Here is a 23,126-nt window from a genome sequence, read left to right as displayed (position 1 = left end):
ACACCGGCCTCCAGGGTGGGCGGTCCCGCCCTACGGGTTCTCCGGCTCCGGTACCTCGGTGCCCGACTCGGGGCCCGGGGCCGGAGTCGACGGTGCGACCGGCTGAATTTCGGTCGGTGCACCGATCTGGGTGCCGGATCCGATTCCTGCGTTCCCGTTGCTCTCGGACGGTTCGGAGGACGGCGAACCCGAGATACTCGGCGTCGGGGTATCTGACGACGACGTGCTTGAACTCTCCGGCGACGACGGTTGCCCGCTCGATGACGGTGGCCGGGTGATCTCAGGGGTCCGGGTCGGCGACGTGGTCTCGGGCCGTTGGGGAGGCGGGACCAGCGTCGTGGTGGTCGGCACGAAGCCGTCACCACCGGGAGGATTCGGGATCAGGGTGGTGGTCGACGACACTTCCGGGGGCGGCAGTTCGATCGTGGCCCAGCCCGGCAGTTCGCCCCACGACGGGTCGGTTGTGGGCACCCGGACGGACAGTTCGGTCCGGCGATGCTCGGACACGTGCTGATATGGGCGCGAGGTCGCCCCGGCCGCCGTGGACTGGTCCACGGGCGGATCCTCGGCCATGCTCAGCGTGTCACCGGGGCTCGTGACCTCCCGGCCCGACAGCGTGGTGCCGACCGCGTACAGGGTCATCAGCAGCACACCGACGATGGCCGCGACCACCGCGAGCGGCATCGGGGACAGCAGTCCGCGGGTGATCCCGCCCCCGATGACCGCCTGCCGTGAGGCTGCGGGCCGCGACGCGGCGAGCCGTGCGGCGCCGATCGCCGATGCCAGCTCCGGCGTCGCCGGGACCACGGGGTCCCTGCCGCCGTGGCCGGTCACGATCATCTGCACCGCCGGAAGGTTCGCGAGCCCGCCGACCAGGACCACGGCCTCCGGGTCGACCCCGCGCTTCGCCGCGGCGGCCAGGCCGTCGGCGACCGCGTCGCGGGCTTCGGCGACCATCGGCTCCACCGCATCGGTGACCATGCTCTCAGTCACGTCGACCTTGCTGACTCCCGCGACGTGCGCGGCCTGCCCCGGCGTGCCGTGTTCGGACTGGGACAGCTCCTCTTTGGCGGTGCGGCAGGCGCTGATCAGATCGCGCCGGCCCTGGCTGAACGCGGGGCCATCGGCGATGTCCGGTTCGGACCGCGCGACCGACCTGGCGATGGCCTCGTCGACACCGCGGCCGCTGATCGCCCGCGACCGCAGCACCTCCCCGGTGCGCAGTGTGGCCGGGTCGAGGGTGTACATCGACATCCCGCTGTCGCCGCAGTCGACGACGAGCACCGACGAGTACCGGTCGATCTCGCCCGTACCCGCGAGGTATTTGGCGACGGCCTCGTCGTCGCCGAAGAGCCGGATCTGCCTGCGGGTACCCGATCCCTTGCCTTCCACGGCACGGCGGCGGGTGCCGACGGGGGTGGCCACGCCGATGGCCGCGACATGCAGTTCCTGGTCGCCGGCCGCGTTGAGCATGACGTCGATGCCGGCATTGACCCGTCCGAGGTCGTCGAGACCGTCACGATGGTCGACGTCGATCACCCTGCTGTCCACCACGCTGCGCCCCGACTCGTCGTCGGTCAGCAGGACGTAATGCACCAGTCCGCGCCCAACCGACACCCCCAGGGCTGTGGAGCCCTGGCCCGGTATTGCGCTGGGTGTTGCTGGAGAAGTGATGCGATCTCCCGATCGTTTGGGGGTGTTCGAGATCCTATTGTAATGAATCCGTGCCCAAAGAGTCGATTGACGTGGCCAGCCAAAGTACTGCGACACCCGCGGACGCCATCAGTACCGAATCAAACAGACGCCCTCTGACCTGCAGTAATCCCGCGCGTTGCGAGGGCAGCAGAGCCCGCAGAAGTGAACCGAGCAATAGGGCCGAACCGAGGACGAAAACCCCACGCCGCCATCGGTCGAAGGTCACCAGGATGGCCGCGATCAGCGCCGCGAGCAACACCAGCAGGTACGGCAGCTCGACGAGCACAGTCCGCAGCGCTCCCGCCCGCGGGTGTTCGTCGTCCGGCGGGGAGAGCACGGGCGGGGTGTCGGGCGTCTGTGCGGTCATCGGCGTGCGGCGAGCTGCGCCTCGGCCCGTTCGACGACGTTCACCAGCAGGAACGCCCTGGTCAGCGGGCCGACTCCACCTGGATTCGGGGAGACCGCACCGGCTACATCCCATACGTCGGGGGCGACGTCGCCGACGAGGCCCTGCTCGTTGCGGCTGACGCCCACATCGATGACGGCGGCACCCGGGTTGATCATGTCGGCGGTGATCAGATGGCCGACTCCCGCCGCCGCGACGACGATGTCCGCGCGCGACACCTCGGCGGCCAGGTCGCGGGTGCCGGTGTGACAGAGGGTGACGGTGGCGTTCTCGCTGCGCCGGGTGAGCAGCAGCCCGATCGGCCTGCCGATGGTGACACCGCGGCCGACTACGGTCACCCGGGCACCGTCGAGCGGGATGTCGTAGCGGCGCAGCAGGTGGATGACACCGCGCGGGGTGCACGGCAGCGTCGACTCCTTGCCCAGCACCAGCCTGCCGAGGTTGATCGGATGCAGCCCGTCGGCGTCCTTGTCCGGATCGATGCGTTCGAGCGCTGCATTTTCGTCGAGGTGCTTGGGCAGCGGCAGTTGCACGATGTAGCCGGTGCAGGCCGGATCGGCGTTGAGCTCGTCGATCACGGCGTTGAGCTGATCCTGGGTGATGTCGGCGGGCAGGTCGCGGCGGATGGATTCCACACCGATGCGGGCGCAGTCGTTGTGCTTGCCCTTGACATACGAGTGCGAACCAGGATCGTCGCCGACGAGGATGGTGCCCAGTCCGGGGACGATTCCCTCGGCCCGCAACTTCTCCACCCGCACGCTCAGATCGGCGAAGATCTCGTCGCGGGTGGTCTTACCGTCAAGTCGTATCGCACTCACCCGGCCATTGTTCCACTTCCGCTCCGCGCGATGCCGCAGGCCGCCACCTGCGCCGGTGCCATCGGGCTGCGCCGGCGCCGGGGCGAGCCACTAAGCTGACCGGCATCATGTTCCGGATCATGTTCTTTCAGCCCTGCATTCCGCCCAACACCGGCAACGCGATCCGGCTGGCGGCCAACACCGGGTGCGAACTGCATCTGATCGAGCCGCTCGGCTTCACCATGACCGACGCCCAGGTCAAGCGCGCGGGACTGGACTATCACGAGATGGCCAATGTCACCGTGCACCCCGACCTGACGACCGCCTGGGACGTCCTGCGGCCCGAGCGGGTGTTCGCGTTCACCGCGCACGCCGACAAGCGGCACACCGACATCGCCTATCAACCTGGTGACGTACTGCTGTTCGGACCGGAACCGACGGGCCTGCCCGACGAGGTGCTGACCGATCCGCACGTCACCGACCGGGTCCGGATCCCGATGCTGCCGGACCGGCGCTCGCACAACCTCGCCAACGCCACCGGCATCGCCATCTACGAGGCGTGGCGTCAGCACGACTTCGCCGGGGCCGTCTGAGGACTTCCGGGTCTGCCAGGCCCGGGCATCTGCTACCTGTGGGTGATGACTTCCCCTCTCTCCCCCACGGGTCTGCGCATCGAACACATCCCCGTCGCCATCGACAACACCGATGACACCGGGGACGCGGGTGTCATCACGGTGCTGACCATCGACCGTCCGCGGCGCGGCAACGCCCTCGACAATCAGACGCTGACCGAGCTCCACCGGGCGCTCGACGCGATCAACGGCGACCCGGTGCAGCGCGCTGTGGTGATCACCGGCGAAGGATCGATCTTCTGCGCGGGCGCCGACATGAAGGCCGCACCCGACGACCTCACCGACCTGACCGCTCACCCGTACGCCGCACTCACCGCGTCGGCGCCGACGTCGGTGGAGACGATCCTGGCCGCACAGGAACTGATGGCCTCGGCGTTCGAGAAGGTCCACCGGCTCCGGCAGCCGGTGATCGCGGTGGTCAACGGCGCCGCGGTCGGTGGTGGGTTCGCCCTGGCCCTGGCCTGCGACATCCGCTACGCGACGCCGTCGGCGAGCTTCGGCGCGGTGTTCATCCGGCACGGCATCTCGGCCTGCGACATGGGCGTCAGCTATCACCTGCCACGTCTCGTCGGCGCCTCCCGGTCGGCCGAGCTCCTGCTCACCGGACGGGTGTTCGGCGCCCAGGAGGCCGTCGACATCGGGCTGGTCCTCGAACTCGCCGACCCAGGCGCCGCGCTGGACCGAGCGATCGCGAAAGCCCGTGAGATCGCGCAGTATTCACCGCTGGCGGTCTGGATGACCAAGGAGACGATGTGGCAGACCGTCGACTCCCCGAACCTGCGGCACGCGCTGGATATCGAGAACCGGACGCAGGTGATGTGCACCGGCACCGGCGATCTCACGCGGTCCTTCAGCCGCGGGCCGCGCTGAACCGCTGACCCGTAACCTGAACGGAATGAAGGTCACCGCTGACGACATCCGTGCCGCGCACGCGCGCATCTCGGGTCTGGTGCGGCGCACTCCGGTCCTGCGGACCACGATCGACACCGTCGACGGGCCTGTCGAGGTGGCATTCAAGCTGGAGTTCACTCAACTCGGCGGCAGCTTCAAGGTCCGCGGCAGCCTCAACGCGACAGTGCACGCACAGGAGCAGGGGTCGTTGGACGACGATGCGGGGATTCTCGTCGCGTCGGGGGGTAACGCGGCGATCGGCGCCGCACACGCCGCCCGGATAGCGGGGGTGCCGTGCACGGTGGTGGTTCCGGAAACCGCACCCCAGGTCAAGATCGCGGCGCTGCGCGAGCTGGGCGCTCGGGTTCACCTCGTCGGCGACCGCTATCAGGTGGCCGCCGACTCCGCCGCGTCGATGGCACGGGAGTCCGGCGCACTACTGCTGCACGCCTACGACCTGCCCGACATTGTCGCCGGCGCGGGGACCATCGCGCTTGAGCTGTCCGACGACATCAGCGGGCCACTGACGATCGTGACGTGTGTGGGCGGTGGTGGCCTCATCGCCGGCCTGACCTCGGGGATGCGGCCGGGTGACCGGATCGTCGGCGCCGAACCCGCCGGGGCGTCGTGCCTGAATCAGGCGCTGGCCGCGGGTAGGCCGGTGCCCACGGAACTCGACAGTATCGCCGCCGATTCGCTGGGCGCCACCGAGGTCGGCGGCATCTGCTGGCAGACCGTGGCCGGACGCCACGACGTGTCGAGTGTCGTGGTGAGCGACGACGATATCGTCGCGGCACGTACCGCGCTGTGGCACGATCATCGGCTGCTCGTCGAGCACGGCACGGCCGCCGCCCTGGCCGCAGTCACCACCGGTCAGGTCACCGGCGCCCCGGATTCGACGCTCTGCGTGGTGCTCTGCGGTGCCAACACCGGACTCGGGATGTGAGCGAAACCCCCGGCGTACCGGCCCATGACCACCGGAAACACCCGAATTGTCCGATATTTCACCATTTCTGTCGATCGCTCAACCGATTTCACCCAACCGCGACAACTCTGGCTTATCTGACAGACTTTTTGTCGCTTACGATCACGGCGTGAAGAGATGGCCGATGGTCGGGCGCGCGAAGGAGTGTGCCGCAATCAGGGACGCGCTGCGTGCCGATGCGGCACCCACCGTCGTGGTCGCCGGCCCGGCCGGAATCGGCAAGACGCGACTGATCGCCGAGGCCCTCGCCGACCATTCAGACCTGCGGTGGGTGCATCCGTCCTTGGCGGCCGCCGCCATTCCACTGGGCGCATTCGCCGAGCACGTCGACCCGGTGATCATCGATCCGCTGCTGCGGATCCGGGCCCTCATCGACACGTTCACCTCGGGGGACGGCGAGTCGGTGGTGGTCATCGACGACATCCAGGTCCTCGACCAGATGTCGATGATCGTCGTGCAGACGCTGATGTCGATGCCGTCGGTCCGGGTGGTGCTCGGCTATCGCACCGCCGGCCGGCCCACGCCCCTGATCGCCGAAGCGCTGAGCACCTCCGGAGTGCTCCGCATCGACCTGGAACCACTCTCCCGCACTGCCGTCGACGAACTCGTCGGGGAAGCTCTCGGCGACGATGTCAACCGGTCGGTACGCGACGAACTGTGGCGCCTGACCCAGGGCAACTCGCTGTATGTGACCGAACTGCTCAGCGACCCCGAGTCGCTGGGCACGGGGTCGGTGTGGGGGTCGGGCTGGCAACTGACGGGCACGGTGAAGGTGCCCCGGTCCCTGATCGACGTCGTGTCCACCAGGATCGGCGATCTTCCCGAGAACACCGCCGATGTCGTCGACCTGGTCGCACTGGCCGAACCGGTCCCGGTATCGGTCATCACGGCCTTATGTGCTCCCACCGCTCTCGAAGATGCCGAGAGCGCACACCTGGTCACCGTCGACGACAGCGCCGACGGCGGCGTACGGCTGGCTCATCCGCTGTACGGCGAGGTGCGGCGGGCCGGCTCCACCGCCACCCGGATGCGGAGGCTGCGGGCGATGCTCGTGCGCGAACTGCACCGCCAGCAGGTCCCGGGCATGCAGGTCGCCAGCAGCAAGGGTGTGCTGGCGCTGGCCGCCGAGCAGTTCGAGGGACGGGAGGAGATACTTCTCGAGGGTGCCGTCGCGGCCGCCGGACTGGCGGCCTTGCCACTGGCGAAGGAACTGGCGACGCAGATCGGTCCCGGTGCGCACTATGTGGACGCGCAGTTGCTCCTGGCGCACGTGTCGACACTGATGAGGGACTCCGAAGCCGTCGAACACGCACTCGTCCGGGTGCATCACAGCGATCTCGACAACGTCCAACGCGCCGAACTGCTGCTGCAGGAGAACTACCACCGGCTGTGGTCGTGCAACGACCTCGCCGCCTCCGTCGCGGTGATCGAGGCGGCCCGTGCCGAGGGACACATGTCGGCGAGCATGATCGCGGCCCAGATGATGCACGACACCGTCCTGTCCCGGCCACGCGCGGTGATCAAGGGGGCTACGCTCGTAGCCCACGCCACTCCGGTGAGTGACACCGCGCGCATCACCGCGGACTGGTCCGAGATCGCCGCCCGCGCCGATCTCGGACAGATGACATCGGTACACGAGGTGGCACTGCGCGCACACGCCCTCGCCGACCAGAGTCCGTGGGGCACGTACTGGCGAATGATCCTGTGCGATATCCATATTCGCGCGTGCCAGTTGGGCAGCCAGGGGGCCGTGGCCGTGGAGATCGCCAACGCGCTCAGAGACCGGATACCGGCATCCACCGACGATGTCGAGGGCTGGATCCTCGGATTCGGGGGTGTCGCCCAGTTCTCGGTCGGCAACCTGACCGGTGCGGCGGATCTGCTGGCCAGGTCCCTGGCGGCTTTCGACGCGGTGCAGTCCCCGCCGCAGATGTGGTTCCCGTTCTGTCTCAACGCCGCCGAGGTCGCGGCGAACATGGGCGATCCCGACCGGGTCCGCGAGTTGTTGTCCCGGTTGACCTCGCACAAGTGCGCCGGATTCGCGTTCCGCATGTCGCGGGTGCGCATCCTGAAGGCGTCGCTGCACGCGATGGAGGGCGCGACGTCGGTGGCCGCCGCCGTCGCCCTGGCGACGGCCGAACGCGCCCACATCGACGGGCAGCTCACCCCGGAGATGCTGTGCCTGCTGTACGCCGTCCGGTTCGGCGACACGACGTGCACCGACCGTCTCGCACAGCTCGCCGACGAGTTGCCCGAGGTTCCCCGCGCCCGCAACACCCTCGCCCATGCGCGGGCCTTGGCCGCGGCCGACGGTGAGGCGCTGCTGGTGGCCGCGCGTGCCCACGCCGGGAATCTGGATCTTCCGGCGGCGGTTGACGCCGCGGCCCAGGCGGTGCAGGTGTTCCGGCGGCAGGGCCGCAGCGGGGCGGGCCTGACCGCCCACGAATACGCCACCGAACTCGCCGGCCGGTCGGGCGCCGACACCCCGACCCTGCGCACCGCGCTGTCGACTGACGGCCTGTCGGACCGACAGCGGGAGATCGTCCGGCTCGCCGGACAGGGCCTGAGCAACAAGGAGATCGCCGAGCGGTTGGTGCTGTCGGTGCGGACCGTCGAAGGTCACATCTACCGGTCCTCGCAGATCCTGGGCACACCGGTCCGGCGGCCGGTGCGGCTCACGGACCGCGACGGCTGATTCGGGGCCGGTTCAGCCGGCCCTGCTCAGTCGACCCGGAACCGCTTGGTGCGCGCGGTTGCTCCCCCGATCAGCGCCACCTTGCTCTTCGGCACACCGAGGTGTTTGGCGAGTAGTTCACCCACGGCCTTGTTGGCCTTGCCCTCGGTGGCGGGTTCGCGCACGAAGATCGTGATCGCACCCTCCTCGTCGGCCTCCACCAACGGACCCTTGCTGCTGTTCGGTTTCACTGTGACCACAACGGTCTGCGACATCACTTCCCCGATCGTCGTTTTCGTGTTTCCTCTGGGCGGGCACCGGTCGGTGCCGGTGCCGCCGGCCTCACTGCCAGTCTGTGTCACTGCCAGTCTCGGGAACGGGTCCCCACCCGAAGGTCCATCCGCTGCAGCCGGTCCGCGACCACGGTCACGGCCCCTTCCGCGTTCTGCACCTTTCCCCGTACCAGCAGCGCGGGTGCCGAGTGTGCCAGATCGCGGTACCGCGACCACAGGCCCACCGAACACACCACGTTGACCATCCCCGTCTCGTCTTCGAGATTGATGAAGGTTACCCCCGACGCCGTCGCGGGCCGCTGACGATGCGTCACCGCACCGCCGACCAGCACCCGCGCGCCGTCCGCCACCGACAGCAGCCGGTCGGCGGGGATCACGCCCATCGCCTCCAGACGCGGCCGCAGGAACCGCGTCGGGTACAGGTGCGGGGTGATCCCGGTGGCCCACGCGTCGGTGGCGGCGAGTTCGACCTCCGACAGACCCGGAAGCACCGGCGCCGGCACCGACGCCTCCAACCGTAGATGATCGGCCCGGGCCGCCGCAGCAGTACCCGCCTGCCAGAGCGCCTGACGCCTGCTGAGCCCGAAACAATCGAAAGCACCCGCGCCCGCCAGACCTTCAAGATGTCGAATATCCAATGCGGCACGGCGAGACAGATCTTCGAGGTCTGTATAGTCACCGCCCCGGCCCCGTTCGTCGACGATCCGCTGCGCCACCTCGTCTCCCACACCGCGCACCGCGGCCAGGCCGAGCCGCACCTGCGTGCCCGCGTTCTCCAGCGTCGCCCACGGCAGGGACGCGTTGACATGCGGCCGGTGCACCAGCACCCCGTGCCGCCGGGCGTCAGCGACCAGCGACTGCGGCGAGTAGAAACCCATCGGCTGAGCGCGCAGCAGGGCGGCGCAGAAGGCCGCCGGATGATGCAGTTTGAACCACGCCGAATAGAACACCAGCGAGGCGAAGCTCTGCGAATGACTTTCCGGGAAACCGAAATTGGCGAATGCGGCCATCTTCTCGTAGATGCGGTCGGCGGTCGGTCCGGTGATTCCATGCAGACTCCGCATGCCGCCGTAGAACCGTGCCCGCAGTTCTTCCATGCGCCGGGTAGAGCGCTTGGAACCCATCGCCCGGCGCAGCTGATCGGCCTCGGCGGCGTTGAATCCTGCGACGTCGACGGCCAATTGCATCAGTTGTTCCTGGAACAGCGGCACACCCAGGGTCCGCTCCAAAGCCTTACGCATCGATGGATGTTCGTAGGCCACTTTCTCTTTTCCGTTGCGCCGCCGGATATATGGGTGCACCGACCCGCCCTGGATGGGGCCGGGACGGATCAGCGCCACCTCCACCACGAGGTCGTAGAACTCGCGTGGCCGCAGCCGCGGCAACGTGGCCATCTGCGCCCGCGACTCCACCTGGAACACCCCGACGGAGTCTGCGCGGCACAGCATCTCGTACACGGCAGGTTCGGACAGGTCGAGCCTGGCCAGGTCGACGTTGATACCTTTGTGCTCGGCCAGCAGGTCGATGGCGTAGTGCAGCGCCGACAGCATCCCGAGGCCGAGCAGGTCGAACTTGACCAGACCGATTGCGGCACAGTCGTCTTTGTCCCATTGCAGGACGCTGCGGTTCTCCATGCGGGCCCATTCGGTGGGACATACGTCGGCGATGGGCCGGTCGCAGATCACCATGCCGCCGGAGTGGATGCCCAGATGCCGGGGCATGCCGAGGATCTCACCCGCCAGCCCGGTGACCGGTGCCGGCGCCTCGTCGGGGTTGCGGCTCCACGCGTCCTGCTGGCCGGGCGCGAAACCCAACGCCCGCGCCATGTCCCGGATCGCCGACTTCCCCCGGTAGGTGATCACATTGGCCACCTGGGCGCTGTAGTCGCGGCCGTAGCGCCGGTACACGTACTGGATCGCCTCTTCGCGGCGATCGGATTCGATGTCGACGTCGATGTCGGGGGGACCGTCGCGCGCCGGTGACAGGAACCGTTCGAACAGCAGCTTGTTGGCCACCGGATCCACATTGGTGATGCCCAGTGCGTAGCAGACCGCCGAGTTGGCGGCGCTCCCCCGGCCCTGGCACAGGATGTCGCTCGCCTTGCAGAAGTCGACGATGTCGGCGACCACCAGGAAGTACCCGGGAAAGTTCAGCGAGGCGATGACGGCCAGTTCATGCTCGATCTGCCGGTACGCGGCCGGGTGTTCGGCCGGGGTGCCGTAACGCCGCCGGGCGCGCCGCATCGTCAGCTCCCGCAGCCAGGAAATCTCGGTGTGCCCCTCGGGAACGTCGAAGGGCGGTAGTTGCGGGGCGATGAGACCGAGTTCGAAGGCACAGTCGGCGGCAATACCCACCGCGTTGTCGATGGCCTCGGGATGGCCCGGCAGCAGGCGCATCATCTCGTCGCCGCTGCGCAGGTGCGCACCACCCACCCCGGGCAGCCAGCCCTCGATGGTGTCGACATCGGTGCGGGCGCGGACCGCCGCCACCGCCATCGCCAGCCGCCGCCGGTCCGGTGCGGCGAAGTGCGCCCCGGTGGTGGCCACCGTCGGCACCCCACAGGCCGCGGCGAGCGACGCGAGGGCGGCGTTGCGCTCGTCGTCGTCGGGCAGCCCGGATGCGGTCAGTTCGACGGCCACATTGTCGCGGCCGTACCGGTCGACCAGCGCGTGCAGTTCCGCGCGTGCAGCTGGCATCCCCGCCCGCTCCAGCGCCCGGCGCACCGCGCCCTTACGACACCCGGTGAGGATCAGCCAGTGCCCGGCCGCGGCATCGGGCAGTGTGTCGGGTTCGTACCGCAGCAGACCCTTCTCCCCGCCCGCCATGTGGGCCGCGGCGATGGTGCGCGAGAGCCGCCGATACCCTTCCCCGCCGCGCGCGATCACCAGCAGGTGTTCACCCGGCGGGTCGGGGACACCGGTGCGGGTGGCGTCGGGTTCCAGCGACAGTTCGGCCCCGAACACCGTCGGCAACTGATACTCGCGGGCCGCCTCGGCGAACCGGACGATCCCGTAGAAGCCGTCGTGATCGGTCAGAGCGAGGGCCTTCAGGTCCAGTGCCCGCGCCTGCGCGACCATCTCCTCCGGCATCGACGCCCCGTCCAGAAAGCTATACGCACTGTGCGCGTGCAGTTCGGCATAGGCCACCGCCGACACCCGCCGCTCGACGTCGTCGGCCGCGAAGGCCCCCCGCTTGCGTGACCAGGCCGGCGAATCGTTGCCGTCGCCCGGCACATATGTCTGCGCCATCCGGCCACCGGAAGCGGGTGCCCGCCCCGACAGCACCCGCTCCATCTCCGACCAGGTCGGCGGCCCGTTGTTCCATCCCACCCATCCAGTGTATCGAACATATTTTCGATACATTGGAGGTCTAGTGCGTCAAACTTTCTGGCAGGGTCGTGCACAGGGGTCGCCGGAGCAGCTAGGGTGAGCTGCGGCGCTTGACCTTCGAGTCGAGTTGAGGGTTTACCGTGAGTGCATGGGTTCGTATCGCATCTCGGAGTTAGCGCAGCGCTCCGGAATGACTGCCTCAACGCTTCGCTTCTATGAAGACCTCGGTCTGCTCACCGCTGAGCGCACACCGTCGGGCTACCGCATGTACGACGACACCGCGGTCGACCGGCTGGAGTTCATCTCCTCCGCAAAAGCAATGGGTATGACACTCGATGATATCCGAAACTTGTTGCAGGTCTGGCAGTCCGGCGCGTGTGCGTCTGTGCGCACCGAGCTGGCACCATTGATCGATCAACGGCTAGCTGACACCGAGCAGCGGATCGCGGAACTGACCGCCTTCGCCCAACGACTGCACTCGATAAGGTCGGGTCTCGCCGGGCCAGCGCCCTCGGGCGCGTGCAGACCGGGTTGCGGATGTCTCATCGACACACCTGCTCCGCTACCGGCGGGGCGTCGAGATCTCCGTCTGACTGCCGCTGACGCAGACGTTGTCGATGAAGCGCCGGCCATCGCGTGCTCACTGGGTCGCGATGAACTCGGCGACCGGGTCCAGGACTGGCACGACATCCTGTCCACCGCAACCAGCCGTGGCGAGGTGGGCTCCGCGGGACCGACGGTGGGAGTCCGGTACGACTTCACCGCCGCTGCTGCGACGACGGCGGCGCTGGCAGGACTGATTGCCGCCGAGTCGCAGTGCTGCTCGTTCTATACCTTCACCTTAGGCGTGAGCGCCACTGAGATCACACTCGACGTGCGCGCACCCCAAGAAGCTCAACCACTGCTCGACGACCTCTTCGGAACCATCCCAGCCAACGGTCACTAGCTCGACCAACCAACTCGCTTGTGCCCGCGCCATATGGTGCGGGCACCACCACGTGCAAGGAGGGCCTCACTCGTGGCCAGACCTGTAAGACTCGTCGCCTGGATGGAACACCGGCAAGTCCCAATCTATCTGGCGGCGATGGTCGTTGGTGGTGTTGTCGGCTTCGCCGCACCCGGTAGCGGCAGCTCACTCGAGCACGCCATCAACCCGGCCCTGGCCGGGTTGCTGTACGTCACCTTCCTGCAAGTACCGGCCGCCGATCTACTGCGCTCGCTCAAAGATGGCCGGTTCGTGGGCGCGGCGTTGGTGATCAACTTCGTCATCGTCCCGATCGTCGTCGCCGCCGTGTTCCTGCTGCTGCCCGCTGACCAGACGATCCGGGTCGGGGTGCTGCTGGTGCTGCTCACGCCCTGCGTGGACTACGTCATCGTGTTCTCCGGCATCGCCGGCGGCAACAGTGAACGCCTGCTGGCATCCACACCGTTGCTGCTGATTCTTCAAATGGCGCTACTGCCAGTGTTTCTCGTGCTGTTCATGGGTTCCGACCTCGCCGACATCGTCGAGGTCGGACCGTTCCTGCACGCCTTCCTCATCCTTATCGTCATCCCACTCACCCTGGCCTGGCTCACCCAAGCCTGGGCCGCCCGCGCCCGCAGCGGCCGCCTAGTCGCCGCAGGCGCCAGCACCCTGATGGTGCCGCTGATGGTCGCCGTACTCGCCGTCGTGGTCGCCTCCCAGATCCCGAAACTCGACAACAACCTCACCGACGTCGCCTCGGTCATCCCGTTCTACGTGGCGTTCCTGATCATCATGGCGTTCGCCGGCACACTCCTCAGCCGCCTGTTCCGGCTCGACGTTCCGGCCAGCCGCGCCATCACCTTCTCCGGCGCCACCCGCAACTCACTCGTCGTTCTCCCCCTCGCTCTCGCACTGCCCGCCGGCTACGAACTCGCCGCCGCTGTCGTCGTGACCCAAACCCTCGTAGAAATCATCGGAATGGTGGCCTACATCCGCATCATCCCGCGACTCCTCCCCAACGCTGTGAACAGGTAAAACGCGCCAAGAGCTTGACGCAGGACAGATGGGTGGGACCGGCGCATATCCCGCGCCGGTGCCGTGTCCACCACCTCGCGGGACCGTCACCTGGCACGGTGTAGTCATGCGCGACCCCCTGGCACCGCCCGGCCTCACCCGGCGGAGCATCACCTTCGACATCGTGGTGGCCGCCCTCTTCGGTCTGGTCGCCATCCCCATCCACGCGTTCGAGGGCACCTCGTCGGTGGTGGCCGCGATACTGGTGACGGTGGCGCTGGCCTGCCGCCGGATCGCACCGTCGACCATGATGGTGTGCGCACTGGCCTCGGCGGCCGTGCAGTCGATCGACCTGCGGATCGCGGTGCTTCCGTGCGCCGCCTACGCGATCCTCTTCTACACGGTCGGCGACCACCCCGACCGGCGGGTGCGTTTCGGGTCCCTGGCCGTGGCCGTCGCCGGATCGATACTGGCCGGGATCCTGTTCCCGTTCGTCTACGGCCTCGATGACGGGCTGGCCGACAGGGCCGCCGGGCACCTGATCGGCGTGCTGGGCTGCGCGGTCGTCGTCGGCGGTGGCTGGGCGACCGGTTTCATCCGCCACCAGCGGCATTCCGTGGAACAGGCCCGCGTCGCCGAGACCATCGCCGAACTCGAACGCAAACGGCTCCTCGACCTGTACGCCGAGCAGACCGAACGCACCCGGCTGGCCCGCGACATGCACGACGTGGTGGCGCATTCGCTGGCCGTCGTCGTCGCCCAGGCCGAGGGCGCCCGGTACGCGATGGCCACCGACCCCGGCGCGGCACACGACGCCCTCGGCGTCATCGCCGACACCGCCCGTGAGGCGCTGCGCGATGTCCGGGGGCTCCTTGAGGAACTGCGTCGGGACGACAGACCCGTCGAGGTGACGGCCACCGCTCGCCGGCGCCTCATCGAACGCATGCGGGCGGCAGGCATGACCATCACCGACCTCACCGGATCACCCGGGCACATCGCCCCAGAGATCGCCGATTCCGCGTTCCGTATCCTCACCGAATCACTCACCAACGCACTCAAATACGGTGACCTGCACCAGCCGGTCAGCATCGCCGAACACCACTGCGACGGTCGCTACACGCTCACCGTCCGCAACACCGTCGCCGCCGATCCGCTCGCACCGGGCGGAGCCGGACATGGCATCGTCGGCATGACCGAGCGCGCTCAGCGCGTGGGCGGCACCCTCACCGCGGCACCGGACGGTGCGCTGTGGGTCACCGAATTGACCGTCCCCGAAAGGACTTCCGCATGATCCGCGTCTGCCTCGTCGACGACCAGCCGCTGTTCCGCGGCGGCATCGCGATGATCATCGACAGCCAGCCCGACATGAGCGTCGTGGCGCAGGAGCCGTCGGCGATCGGGCTGACCGAACGCATACGCACAGTGCGGCCCGATGTGGTGCTGATGGATGTGCGGATGCCCGGCATCGACGGCATCACCGCCACCAGGGATCTGGTGTCCGGGCTCGGCGACGAAGCTCCGAAAGTCCTGGTGCTCACGACCTTCGACGAGGACGAGGCGGTGGCATCGGCCATCGACGCCGGGGCGAGCGGCTTCCTCCTCAAGGACGCCCAGCCCGACTTTCTGCTCGCCTCCGTCCGTGCCGTGGCCGCCGGTAATCAGGTGGTGGCCGCCTCCGCCACTCAGCATCTGTTCGAACGGCACCGCGCTCGTGCAGGTGATCCCGGCCCCGAATACGAGACCCTCACGCCCCGTGAACGGGAGATCCTGGTGCGCGCCGCCCGCGGACTGTCCAACGCCGAGATCGCCGACGCCGAGGTACTGTCGGAGGCCACGGTCAAAACCCACATCTCCCGGATCCTCACCAAACTCGCACTGCGCGACCGGGTTCAGCTCGTCGTCTACGCCTACGACCACCATCTCGTCTGACCATCGCGGGTCAGGAGCCCAACCGGGACACCGTCGTACATCCAGAGATGTATACCGGTCATCCCGGCCGGGTACCGGATATGGTCATCGGGGCCGATGTAGCCGCCCCGGATCCGAAATAGCGTTGTCGGCATGATGATTCACGCGCACCCCGGACCACCCATCCGCCATACCCAGCGGCCCGCCCCGGCGGTCGTCCTGCGGAACGTTTCCCGGACCTACGGTGATCCGGCCAACCCGGTGCACGCACTGCGCGACGTGTCGGTCGACCTGCACCGACAGGAGTTCACCGCCATCATGGGCCCGTCCGGATCGGGCAAGTCCACTCTGATGAACGTGATCGCCGGACTCGACGAGATCACCGGCGGACAGATCTGGCTGGCCGGCGACCCGATCGGCACTCTCGACGACACCGCACGTACCCTGGTGCGCCGCAAGCACATCGGCTTCATCTTCCAGTCGTTCAACCTCATCCCGACGCTGACGGCCGAGGAGAACATCACACTGCCGTTCGTCCTGTCCGGTGGCCCGATCACACCCGAACAGCGGGCCTGGATCGCCCATCTGGTGGGGGTGCTCGGCCTGCGCGACCGCCTCGACCACCTGCCGGCCGAACTGTCCGGCGGGCAGCAGCAGCGCGTCGCGATCGTGCGGGCGCTGGCGAGCCGACCGTCGATCATCCTCGCCGACGAACCGACCGGCGCCCTCGACACCCGCACCGCCCGCGAGGTACTGGCACTGCTGACCACCGCGGTCCGCGAATACGGGCAGGGCATCGCGATGGTCACCCATGACCCGCTCGCCGCGTCCTACGCCGACCGGATCCTGATGCTCGCCGACGGCCGGATCGTCGGCGAACACCGCGGCCTGGATCCGCGGCAGATCTCCGAGATCATCATCGGGCTGCAGGAGGCACGGCAGTGACCACGACGGCGGAAATCACGAAAGGGAGCCTCTCGGCGACCAGCCCGAAACTCACGGTCGGATCGCTGCGTGAACTGACGACGGTGGGGGTGGTCTGCGGTATCGGGGCGGCATACTCCGCGGCACTCCTGGGCGCCTCCGACCTGCTCGACACCGTCAGCCGGGCAGAGGGCGATGATCCGATCGGCCAGGCGCTGTCCGCGGTGTCGTCGGTGTTCATCCTGGTCGCCCTGTTCGTGTCGGCGATCGTGATCAGCAACGGCGTCGACACCGTCATCGCGGGCCGGCGCGACCAACTGACACTGCTCCGGCTGATCGGTGCGAGCGGCAGACAACTGCGCTCCGGCCTGGTCCGCGCGGTTGCCGCGGTGGCCGCGACCGGCGCGGTCATCGGCGTCGCCGTCGGCACGGCGGGTGTCGATGTCACCCGGATCATCCTGGTGCACAACGGAAAAATCCCGGATGCCGACTATTCGACGATCACGTTCCTGGTTGTCCCGGCGGCCGTGGCCGTCGTCGGTACCGCCGTCGTGGCAACGCTGGCGGGAACCCGCCGCACCCTGGCCTCGGTGGCCGCGATACAGACCGTGCGGCGTGAGGTGCCCAGGTGGCGTCTCGTGGCGGCGGCCGGAGTCGTCGCCACAGGCGCCGTGATCCTGGGTATCGCCTGCCGGCTGGGTGAGAATGGCTCCACAGCGGGATTTTTCGCGGCCTTCTTCGGGTCCGCGCTGGTGTCGGCCGGGTTCCTGATAGGCGCACCGCTTATCGTTCCGCGTCTGGTGTCGGCGTGCGGACGCGCGGTGGGCACGAGCCCGAGCGCGTTGCTGGCCCGCAAGAACGCGGTCAGCGACCCGGCCCGGACCACCCGATCAGCCGTCGGCCTGCTCATCGGCGTCACCCTGGTCACCTCCATCGCCGCCGGGATGACGTCGCTGCACACGGCGGTGCGGCACAACTGGGCCGATCTGACGCCCGAGCAGGTCGCCACCAACGACAAGATCCTGGACATCACCACCACGGTGCTGGTCGCCATCATCGCGATCTCGGTGATCATCGCCGCCGTCGGGTTCATCTCGACGATGTCGCTGACGGTGATCTCCCGGACCCGCGAGATCGGCATGCTGCGGGCGATGGGTTTCACCGCCCGTCAGGTGCGTTCGATGATCTTCCGTGAGTCGCTGGCGCTGACCGGTACCGCCGTGGCGGGCGGCCTGACCCTCGGAATCGTGTTCGGCAGCATCGCCTCACAGTCCCTCATCGGCCACCTCACCTCCGGTATGCCGATCGGGCTGCCCTGGGGTGTGCTGGTGGCCATCATCGCGGGCACCTTCGTACTCGCGGTGGTCGCCGCACTCCCCCCGAGTCGCCGCGCCGTCGCGGTCTCCCCCGTCGACGCCCTGGCCACCCCTTGATATCGGCCCCCTTCCCGCGCAATGGCTTCCTTCGACGCCGAGCCGATCCGTTTGGTGTCGAAGGAAACCATTGCGCGGGAACATTATTCGTAGATGCCCTCGATGGTCCAGGAGCCTTCGCGGTAGTGGAGGAGCAGGGCGCGGGAGTCGTCGAGGAGGATCTGGGCGCGGGCACTGACCTCCGTGCCGTCCGCGTCGAGGCCGGTGGGCCAGGGCCCGGCCCACCACCGCACCGACCATTTCCGGGAGCCGACGACCAGCGCGGGTTCGGCACTGAACGCGCCCCGCGCCGACACCCGCACCGGGTCGCCCTCCGGGTCGAGTACCGCCACCGCGACCTCGGTCATGGTCGCCGGTGCGGGCTGCGGCAGCCGCCCCGGCCACGGGGCGAGCGGATCACCTTGCGGCACAGGATCTTCACCCAGGGTCACCAGCCGTATCCTGTCGGCCGGTCCCCGGCCGCCGCTGAGCACCGGGATCTTGACCGCGTCACCGCCGAGCAGCCCCTGGACCCGGGCCAGTGCCGTCCGAGCGCGCTCGCTGTCCATCTCCGACTCGGGCAGACCGTACCCGGACAGCGTGTAATGCAGTGTGCCGGAGTCGATCACCTCCACCGGGTCGATGCGCAGCAGCGCGATCGGCGAATCCGGCCGCCGCACATCAGTCCTGTGATCCCGGGTGGTGCGGCCACCGGTGAGCCAGCCGTCGAGCTGCCAGCGGATCCGGCAGGCCATATCGTCAGCGGTCAACGGTGTCACAGCCCGCCAGGTCCGTGAATGCCGTTGCCCCAGTTCGGTGACCGCCTCAACGGTGAGCCTGGTGCAGGACATCGACACCGCCGCCAGCCGGCGGTGCAGTTCGTCGGCCAGGCGCCGGCCCACGAAAGCCGCAGCGTCGACCCTGTCGATCTGCGGATCGCAGTCGTACTCGATCACCAGATCTTCTTCGATGCGCCCGCCCACCGGTCCACGGGCCGGCGCGGCATTCGCCAGGCGGTGCGCGGCAACGGCATCGGCGTTGAACCGGGTGGCCACATCGCGGATCGGGAACCCGGCGAACACGCCGATCGTGGTGATACCCAGCCGGCGCAGCAGATCCACCAGTTCGGCGCGCTCCGGCCCACCGAAGCAGGGTTCGACGGCCAGCTCGGCCACCGGCAGCGGCGCCAGCCACGCCGCATCGCCGCCGGGCTCGACGCATTGACCGCGCCGGGCGGCGAGCACCGCGGTGAACATCTCGTCGGCGATCCCGGCCAGCGCCTCGGCACCGCATGATCCGACGACATCAGTCAGTCGTTCGGCTATCACCTGCTCATCACCGAGATGCCGGCACAAGGACATGGTCAGCGGTATCACCAGCAGCCCCGGGCGCAACACCTCGACGACCGGCACCACCTCCATCACGGCGGCCACGATCGGCTCGTACTGCTGTCCGTCGCGGTCGGCGTCGGCACCGGCGAGCACCATCTCCGGGCACGCCGCCTGCGCCTGCCGTTTACGCATGCCACGGCGCACCCCGCTGCGCCGCGCCGACGCCGAGCACGCCACCACCCGATTGGCGTGCAGCACTGCCACCGGCACGTCCGGCGCCAGATTCGAGTCCGCGGCGGCAGCGCTCGCCGGCCAGTCCGGGCACCAGAGCGCCAGCACCCTCTGGGCCGACACCCTGAGTGCCGGCTCCTGTGGATCAGGAACCGCGCCAGACGGCTCCACCGGTGATGTGACAGCACCCATCAGTTGGCCACCTCCAGCACCGGATCGGCGGCCACGACCGGATACCCGCCGGTGTGCGCCAGGACGACGCGGCGTGCCGCCCCGTATCCGGCGGCGACCAGCTCGACGTCGACGCTGCTGCGGCACCGGCCGCGGGTCCGCGCGGTGACCCGAAGCCGCATCCCACCGATCCGGCCCATCCCGCTACGCCCCGTTCCGTGACCGGAAATACTGTGGGACAAACTGTTCCGGTATCCGGTGACCTCGGCGTCGATGCTGGTGCGCACCCCCGGCCAGGTTCCACCGGTGACGATCAGCGTCGACGACTGCTTACGCACCCGCCCTGTCAGCACCTTGGCGCGGGACGGCGCCACCGAGGCCCCGGCCAGGTTCAGCACCACCACATCCATCCCGTCGAGCAGCACCGAGGCCACCTCCACCGGATCGGTGCCCGGATACGGGATGGTCGCGATCCGGGACAGATCGGCACCCAGTTCGACCGCCGACAGCAGACACAGACGCGGCATACCCACGATGCCGATCCGCCTGCCCGCACCCGACGCCGACGCGATCAACGACAGCAGCACCGAGCGCGCACCGTCGCAGGCGACCACCTCCCCGCCGGCTATCCCGCCGGCCGGGAACAGCGGCTCCAGCGCTACGGGCACCGGGATCGCCGGGAGATCCGGCCGCTCCGCGGACAACCTGTCGGGTTGTCCGGACATGACGGCCAGTTGCCGGCGCAGTTGCGCGATCCGGGCCGCATGGTCTGCGTCGGCCTGCCGTCTGGCCGCTCCACGTCCCGCGATCGTCAGTCGGTCACCCATCGTTCCTCCTCATACCCGGTGTGCGTGTGGCGCGCGTACAGGGAAGATGCTGCGCATCCCGGAGCGGTCACCCCGGGAGACGAAACCTTGCCCGACCTCCGCATGAGTCGAACAAACTTTCGATGGATTTGATCGTAGACGAAGGCTCCGACAATGTACCGTCGTCGCAGGTGAACATATGTTTTTCGGTGCCGGCACGCAGTGGTGGGCGTCAGAACAGGGTGAGCGCCTGGGCCAGTTCGGGTGCGGCCACCAGCGCCCGCTCGGCGGCGATGGTCATGCCCACCTCCCGCGAAGCGGCCACCCTGCCACTGCTGGCAGCACCGTACAGCCCACCGGAATCGCCGAGCCCGTGCTTGCGGACCAACGGCGCCATCCTGTCACGCAGCCACGCCGAGTACTCCTTGGTGACGTACGCGCCCCGGCCGTACAGACCGCGGTAGCGCGGGATCAGCCGGGGATGTTCGGTGGCCAGCCAGTCCAGGAACCACGGCTTGGTCGCACCGCGCAGGTGCAACGGAAACGCCGTCACCCCCGACGCCCCGGCCTCGGCGAGTGCACCCAGCAGCCCGTCCAGATCGGAAGCCGAATCGGTGAGGTACGGCAGTACCGGCGCGACCATCACGTGCGGGGCGAACCCGGCGTCGGCGACATCGCGGATCAGCGCCAGCCGTGCCTTGGGCGACGGTGTGCCCGGTTCGAGCGTCTTCTGCAGGTCGGGGTCGATGAGTGCCAGCGAGATGCCGATACTCACCGGCACCTTGCCCGCCGCCTGCCGCAGCAACGGCAGATCACGGCGCAGCAGCGTGCCTTTGGTGAGGATCGAGAACGGCGTGGCCGACTCGGTGAGCGCCGCGATCACCCCGGGCATCAACCGGTATCGCCCCTCGGCCCGCTGATAGGGGTCGGTGTTGGTGCCCAGCGCCACCGTCTCCCGCGTCCACGACCGGCGGCGCAGTTCCTTGCGCAGCACCGCGGCCACATTCAGTTTGACCACGACCTGCGAGTCGAAGTCAGCACCCGCGTCGAGGTCGAGGTACTCGTGGGTGGGGCGGGCGAAGCAGTACCGGCAGGCGTGCGAACAGCCCCGGAAGGTGTTGACGGTATGCCGGAACGGCAGCTGCGACCCCTCGGGCAGCTTGTTGAGCGCACTCTTGGCCAGCACCTCATGGAAGGTGATGCCCGCGAAGTCCGGCGAGCGCACCGACCGCACGAGTCCCGATCGCTGGAGGCCGGGCAACGCGCCGTCGTCGACGGGCACCCCGTCCACTGACACCTCTTGATCCGCCCATCGCATCACCAAAGTCGAACATATGTACGACTCACTGTCAACAGTGGGCACTCACGGTCCGCGTCACGGCTATTATGCAGCCATGCCATCGGTTGCCGACAACCCCCGCGTGCCAGGTCCCCAGTACCTGGTCGCCGGGCGATACCGCCTCCTGTCCAGGATCGGCGGTGGCGGCATGGGCACGGTGTGGCTGGCCCGTGATCAGCTCCTCGACCGTGAGGTGGCCGTCAAACAGGTCGTGTCCACCGAGGGCCTGAGCGAGGACACGGCCGACACGATCCGGCAGCGCGCGATGCGTGAGGGCCGGATCGCGGCCCGGCTCTCGCACCGCAACGCGATCGCCATGCACGACGTGGCGCTCGACAGCGGCGAACCCTGGCTGGTGATGGAGTATCTGCCCTCGCGCAGCGTCGCGCAGATCCTGCACGCCACCGGCACCATCGATGTCGCGCAGTCGGCACAGATCGGCGCGCAGGTGGCCGACGCGATGGTCGACGCGCACGCCGCGGGCATCATCCACCGCGACATCAAGCCGGGCAACATCCTGATCGCCAGCACCGGCCGTAACGCCGGCCTGGTGAAGATCACCGACTTCGGTATCTCGCACGCCAAGGACGATGTCAGCCTCACCCAGACCGGCATCGTCACCGGCACGCCCGCCTATTTCGCGCCGGAGGTGGCCCGCGGCCAGCTGCCGTCGGAGGCCTCGGACGTGTACTCCCTCGGTGCCACCATCTACACGATGCTCGAGGGCCTGCCGCCGTTCGGCGTCGACGAGAACTCGCTCGCCCTGCTGCACAAGGTGGCCCGCGCCAAGATCAATCCGATCACCAAAGCCGGTGCGCTCGAACCGATCCTGCGTAAACTCCTGGAACCGGCACCGGCCCGCAGGCCCACGATGGCACAGGCACGCGACGAGCTCGCAGCCGTCGCCGCCGCGGCCACGCACACCAGCAAGGATCAGATCCTCACCGGCGTGCTCACCAAAAAGGATGGGGCGCTGCCGATCTGGATGCAGAAGCCGCGGCCGCAGGCAGCGGGCAAGGCCTCGCCCACCAGAAACCCGTCCGGCACCCAGCCCGGAACCGCCGGCACGGCACCGTCCGGCACCAGGCCGCTCCCGTCGACAGCCCAGAGCACCCATGCCGCCTACGCGCCGACGATGTCGTCGGACCGCCTCCGGTTCCCGACCCACGGCCACACCGGCATGCCCAACCGGATGACCGGCGCGTTCCCCGAACCCCGCCCCCAGCAACAGAGTTCGACCACCGCCCTGGCGCTGTCGGTGTTCGCTTTCTTCGTCGTCCTGGCGGGTGTGGCGATCCTTCTGATCGCCCTCCTCAAGTAGCCA

Annotated in this window: 19 protein-coding genes; 11 read left to right on the top strand and 8 right to left on the bottom strand. The window is 68.6% G+C overall.

Annotation, left to right across the window (positions count from 1 at the left end; all coding sequences use genetic code 11):
* Window positions 1-30: 30 nt before the first annotated feature.
* From GOAMR_RS15375 to GOAMR_RS15365, 3 genes are all read right to left on the bottom strand, one after another.
* Window positions 31-1,617, bottom strand: coding sequence for an Hsp70 family protein (locus tag GOAMR_RS15375; RefSeq protein WP_138943760.1), 1,587 nt, complete (start codon window positions 1,615-1,617; stop codon window positions 31-33).
* A gap of 91 nt (window positions 1,618-1,708) precedes the next feature.
* Entirely contained in the window at window positions 1,709-2,062 is a 354-nt protein-coding gene (locus GOAMR_RS15370) for a DUF3017 domain-containing protein (RefSeq protein ID WP_005189708.1), read from the bottom strand.
* On the bottom strand, window positions 2,059-2,919 hold the full coding sequence (locus GOAMR_RS15365; RefSeq protein ID WP_005189704.1) for a bifunctional methylenetetrahydrofolate dehydrogenase/methenyltetrahydrofolate cyclohydrolase: 861 nt from the start codon (window positions 2,917-2,919) through the stop codon (window positions 2,059-2,061). The genes GOAMR_RS15370 and GOAMR_RS15365 overlap by 4 nt, the downstream gene beginning before the upstream one ends.
* A 107-nt stretch (window positions 2,920-3,026) precedes the next feature.
* Between GOAMR_RS15365 and GOAMR_RS15360 the strand changes: the two genes are divergently transcribed.
* The 4 genes from GOAMR_RS15360 (at window position 3,027) to GOAMR_RS15345 (ending at window position 8,101) form a co-directional block, all read left to right on the top strand.
* Window positions 3,027-3,491 (top strand): tRNA (cytidine(34)-2'-O)-methyltransferase, encoded by a 465-nt coding sequence (locus GOAMR_RS15360; protein ID WP_005189699.1) that lies wholly within the window; start codon window positions 3,027-3,029, stop codon window positions 3,489-3,491.
* A 45-nt stretch (window positions 3,492-3,536) separates the two neighbouring features.
* Complete coding sequence (locus GOAMR_RS15355; protein ID WP_005189695.1) at window positions 3,537-4,400, top strand: enoyl-CoA hydratase/isomerase family protein; 864 nt, start codon at window positions 3,537-3,539, stop codon at window positions 4,398-4,400.
* A 25-nt stretch (window positions 4,401-4,425) separates the two neighbouring features.
* Complete coding sequence (locus GOAMR_RS15350; RefSeq protein ID WP_005189692.1) at window positions 4,426-5,367, top strand: serine/threonine dehydratase; 942 nt, start codon at window positions 4,426-4,428, stop codon at window positions 5,365-5,367.
* A 148-nt stretch (window positions 5,368-5,515) separates the two neighbouring features.
* The gene (locus tag GOAMR_RS15345; RefSeq protein ID WP_138943759.1) at window positions 5,516-8,101 is read left to right on the top strand and encodes an AAA family ATPase; all 2,586 of its coding nucleotides are present in this window, start codon (window positions 5,516-5,518) and stop codon (window positions 8,099-8,101) included.
* Between the two features lie 26 nt (window positions 8,102-8,127).
* Here the strand turns inward: GOAMR_RS15345 and GOAMR_RS15340 are convergent, their stop codons facing one another.
* Both GOAMR_RS15340 and GOAMR_RS15335 read right to left on the bottom strand, forming a co-directional pair.
* On the bottom strand, window positions 8,128-8,355 hold the full coding sequence (locus GOAMR_RS15340; RefSeq protein ID WP_040515466.1) for a DUF167 domain-containing protein: 228 nt from the start codon (window positions 8,353-8,355) through the stop codon (window positions 8,128-8,130).
* A gap of 83 nt (window positions 8,356-8,438) precedes the next feature.
* Window positions 8,439-11,702: an error-prone DNA polymerase gene (locus GOAMR_RS15335; protein WP_040515464.1), complete on the bottom strand. Its 3,264-nt coding sequence runs from the start codon at window positions 11,700-11,702 to the stop codon at window positions 8,439-8,441.
* Between the two features lie 148 nt (window positions 11,703-11,850).
* Here GOAMR_RS15335 and GOAMR_RS15330 point away from each other — a divergent pair, with 148 nt between their 5' ends.
* The 6 genes from GOAMR_RS15330 to GOAMR_RS15305 all read left to right on the top strand — a co-directional run bounded on the left by GOAMR_RS15330 (window position 11,851) and on the right by GOAMR_RS15305 (window position 17,945).
* On the top strand, window positions 11,851-12,648 hold the full coding sequence (locus GOAMR_RS15330) for a heavy metal-responsive transcriptional regulator (protein ID WP_005189683.1): 798 nt from the start codon (window positions 11,851-11,853) through the stop codon (window positions 12,646-12,648).
* 102 nt (window positions 12,649-12,750) lie between these two features.
* Window positions 12,751-13,701 carry an arsenic resistance protein gene (locus tag GOAMR_RS15325; RefSeq protein WP_040515462.1) on the top strand — a complete coding sequence of 317 codons (951 nt, stop codon included), beginning with the start codon at window positions 12,751-12,753 and terminating at the stop codon, window positions 13,699-13,701.
* Between the two features lie 106 nt (window positions 13,702-13,807).
* On the top strand, window positions 13,808-14,971 hold the full coding sequence (locus GOAMR_RS15320; protein WP_005189678.1) for a sensor histidine kinase: 1,164 nt from the start codon (window positions 13,808-13,810) through the stop codon (window positions 14,969-14,971).
* Window positions 14,968-15,609 (top strand): response regulator, encoded by a 642-nt coding sequence (locus GOAMR_RS15315; RefSeq protein ID WP_005189674.1) that lies wholly within the window; start codon window positions 14,968-14,970, stop codon window positions 15,607-15,609. Before GOAMR_RS15320 ends, GOAMR_RS15315 begins: the two co-directional genes overlap by 4 nt.
* Window positions 15,610-15,741: 132 nt before the next feature.
* The gene (locus GOAMR_RS15310; RefSeq protein ID WP_005189671.1) at window positions 15,742-16,533 is read left to right on the top strand and encodes an ABC transporter ATP-binding protein; all 792 of its coding nucleotides are present in this window, start codon (window positions 15,742-15,744) and stop codon (window positions 16,531-16,533) included.
* A complete protein-coding gene (locus GOAMR_RS15305) occupies window positions 16,530-17,945 on the top strand; it encodes an ABC transporter permease (protein WP_005189669.1) in 1,416 nt (471 codons plus the stop codon). Before GOAMR_RS15310 ends, GOAMR_RS15305 begins: the two co-directional genes overlap by 4 nt.
* A gap of 83 nt (window positions 17,946-18,028) precedes the next feature.
* Here GOAMR_RS15305 and GOAMR_RS15300 read toward each other — a convergent pair whose 3' ends face one another.
* The 3 genes from GOAMR_RS15300 to GOAMR_RS15290 form a co-directional block, all read right to left on the bottom strand.
* Window positions 18,029-19,609, bottom strand: a complete 1,581-nt coding sequence (locus GOAMR_RS15300; RefSeq protein ID WP_005189665.1) for a Y-family DNA polymerase — start codon at window positions 19,607-19,609, stop codon at window positions 18,029-18,031.
* Window positions 19,610-19,677: 68 nt separating this feature from the next.
* The gene (gene imuA' / locus GOAMR_RS15295) at window positions 19,678-20,484 is read right to left on the bottom strand and encodes a DnaE2-dependent mutagenesis accessory factor ImuA' (protein WP_005189663.1); all 807 of its coding nucleotides are present in this window, start codon (window positions 20,482-20,484) and stop codon (window positions 19,678-19,680) included.
* Window positions 20,485-20,695: 211 nt separating this feature from the next.
* On the bottom strand, window positions 20,696-21,781 hold the full coding sequence (locus GOAMR_RS15290; protein ID WP_040515461.1) for an Rv2578c family radical SAM protein: 1,086 nt from the start codon (window positions 21,779-21,781) through the stop codon (window positions 20,696-20,698).
* A 76-nt stretch (window positions 21,782-21,857) separates the two neighbouring features.
* Here GOAMR_RS15290 and GOAMR_RS15285 point away from each other — a divergent pair, with 76 nt between their 5' ends.
* The gene (locus tag GOAMR_RS15285; protein ID WP_040515459.1) at window positions 21,858-23,123 is read left to right on the top strand and encodes a serine/threonine-protein kinase; all 1,266 of its coding nucleotides are present in this window, start codon (window positions 21,858-21,860) and stop codon (window positions 23,121-23,123) included.
* The last annotated feature ends 3 nt before the right edge of the window (window positions 23,124-23,126 follow it).

This window comes from Gordonia amarae NBRC 15530 (genome assembly GCF_000241345.1).
In the GTDB taxonomy this organism is placed as follows: domain Bacteria; phylum Actinomycetota; class Actinomycetes; order Mycobacteriales; family Mycobacteriaceae; genus Gordonia; species Gordonia amarae.
Note: the sequence above shows the minus strand (reverse complement) of the source record. Positions and strands in the feature narration are given on the sequence as shown.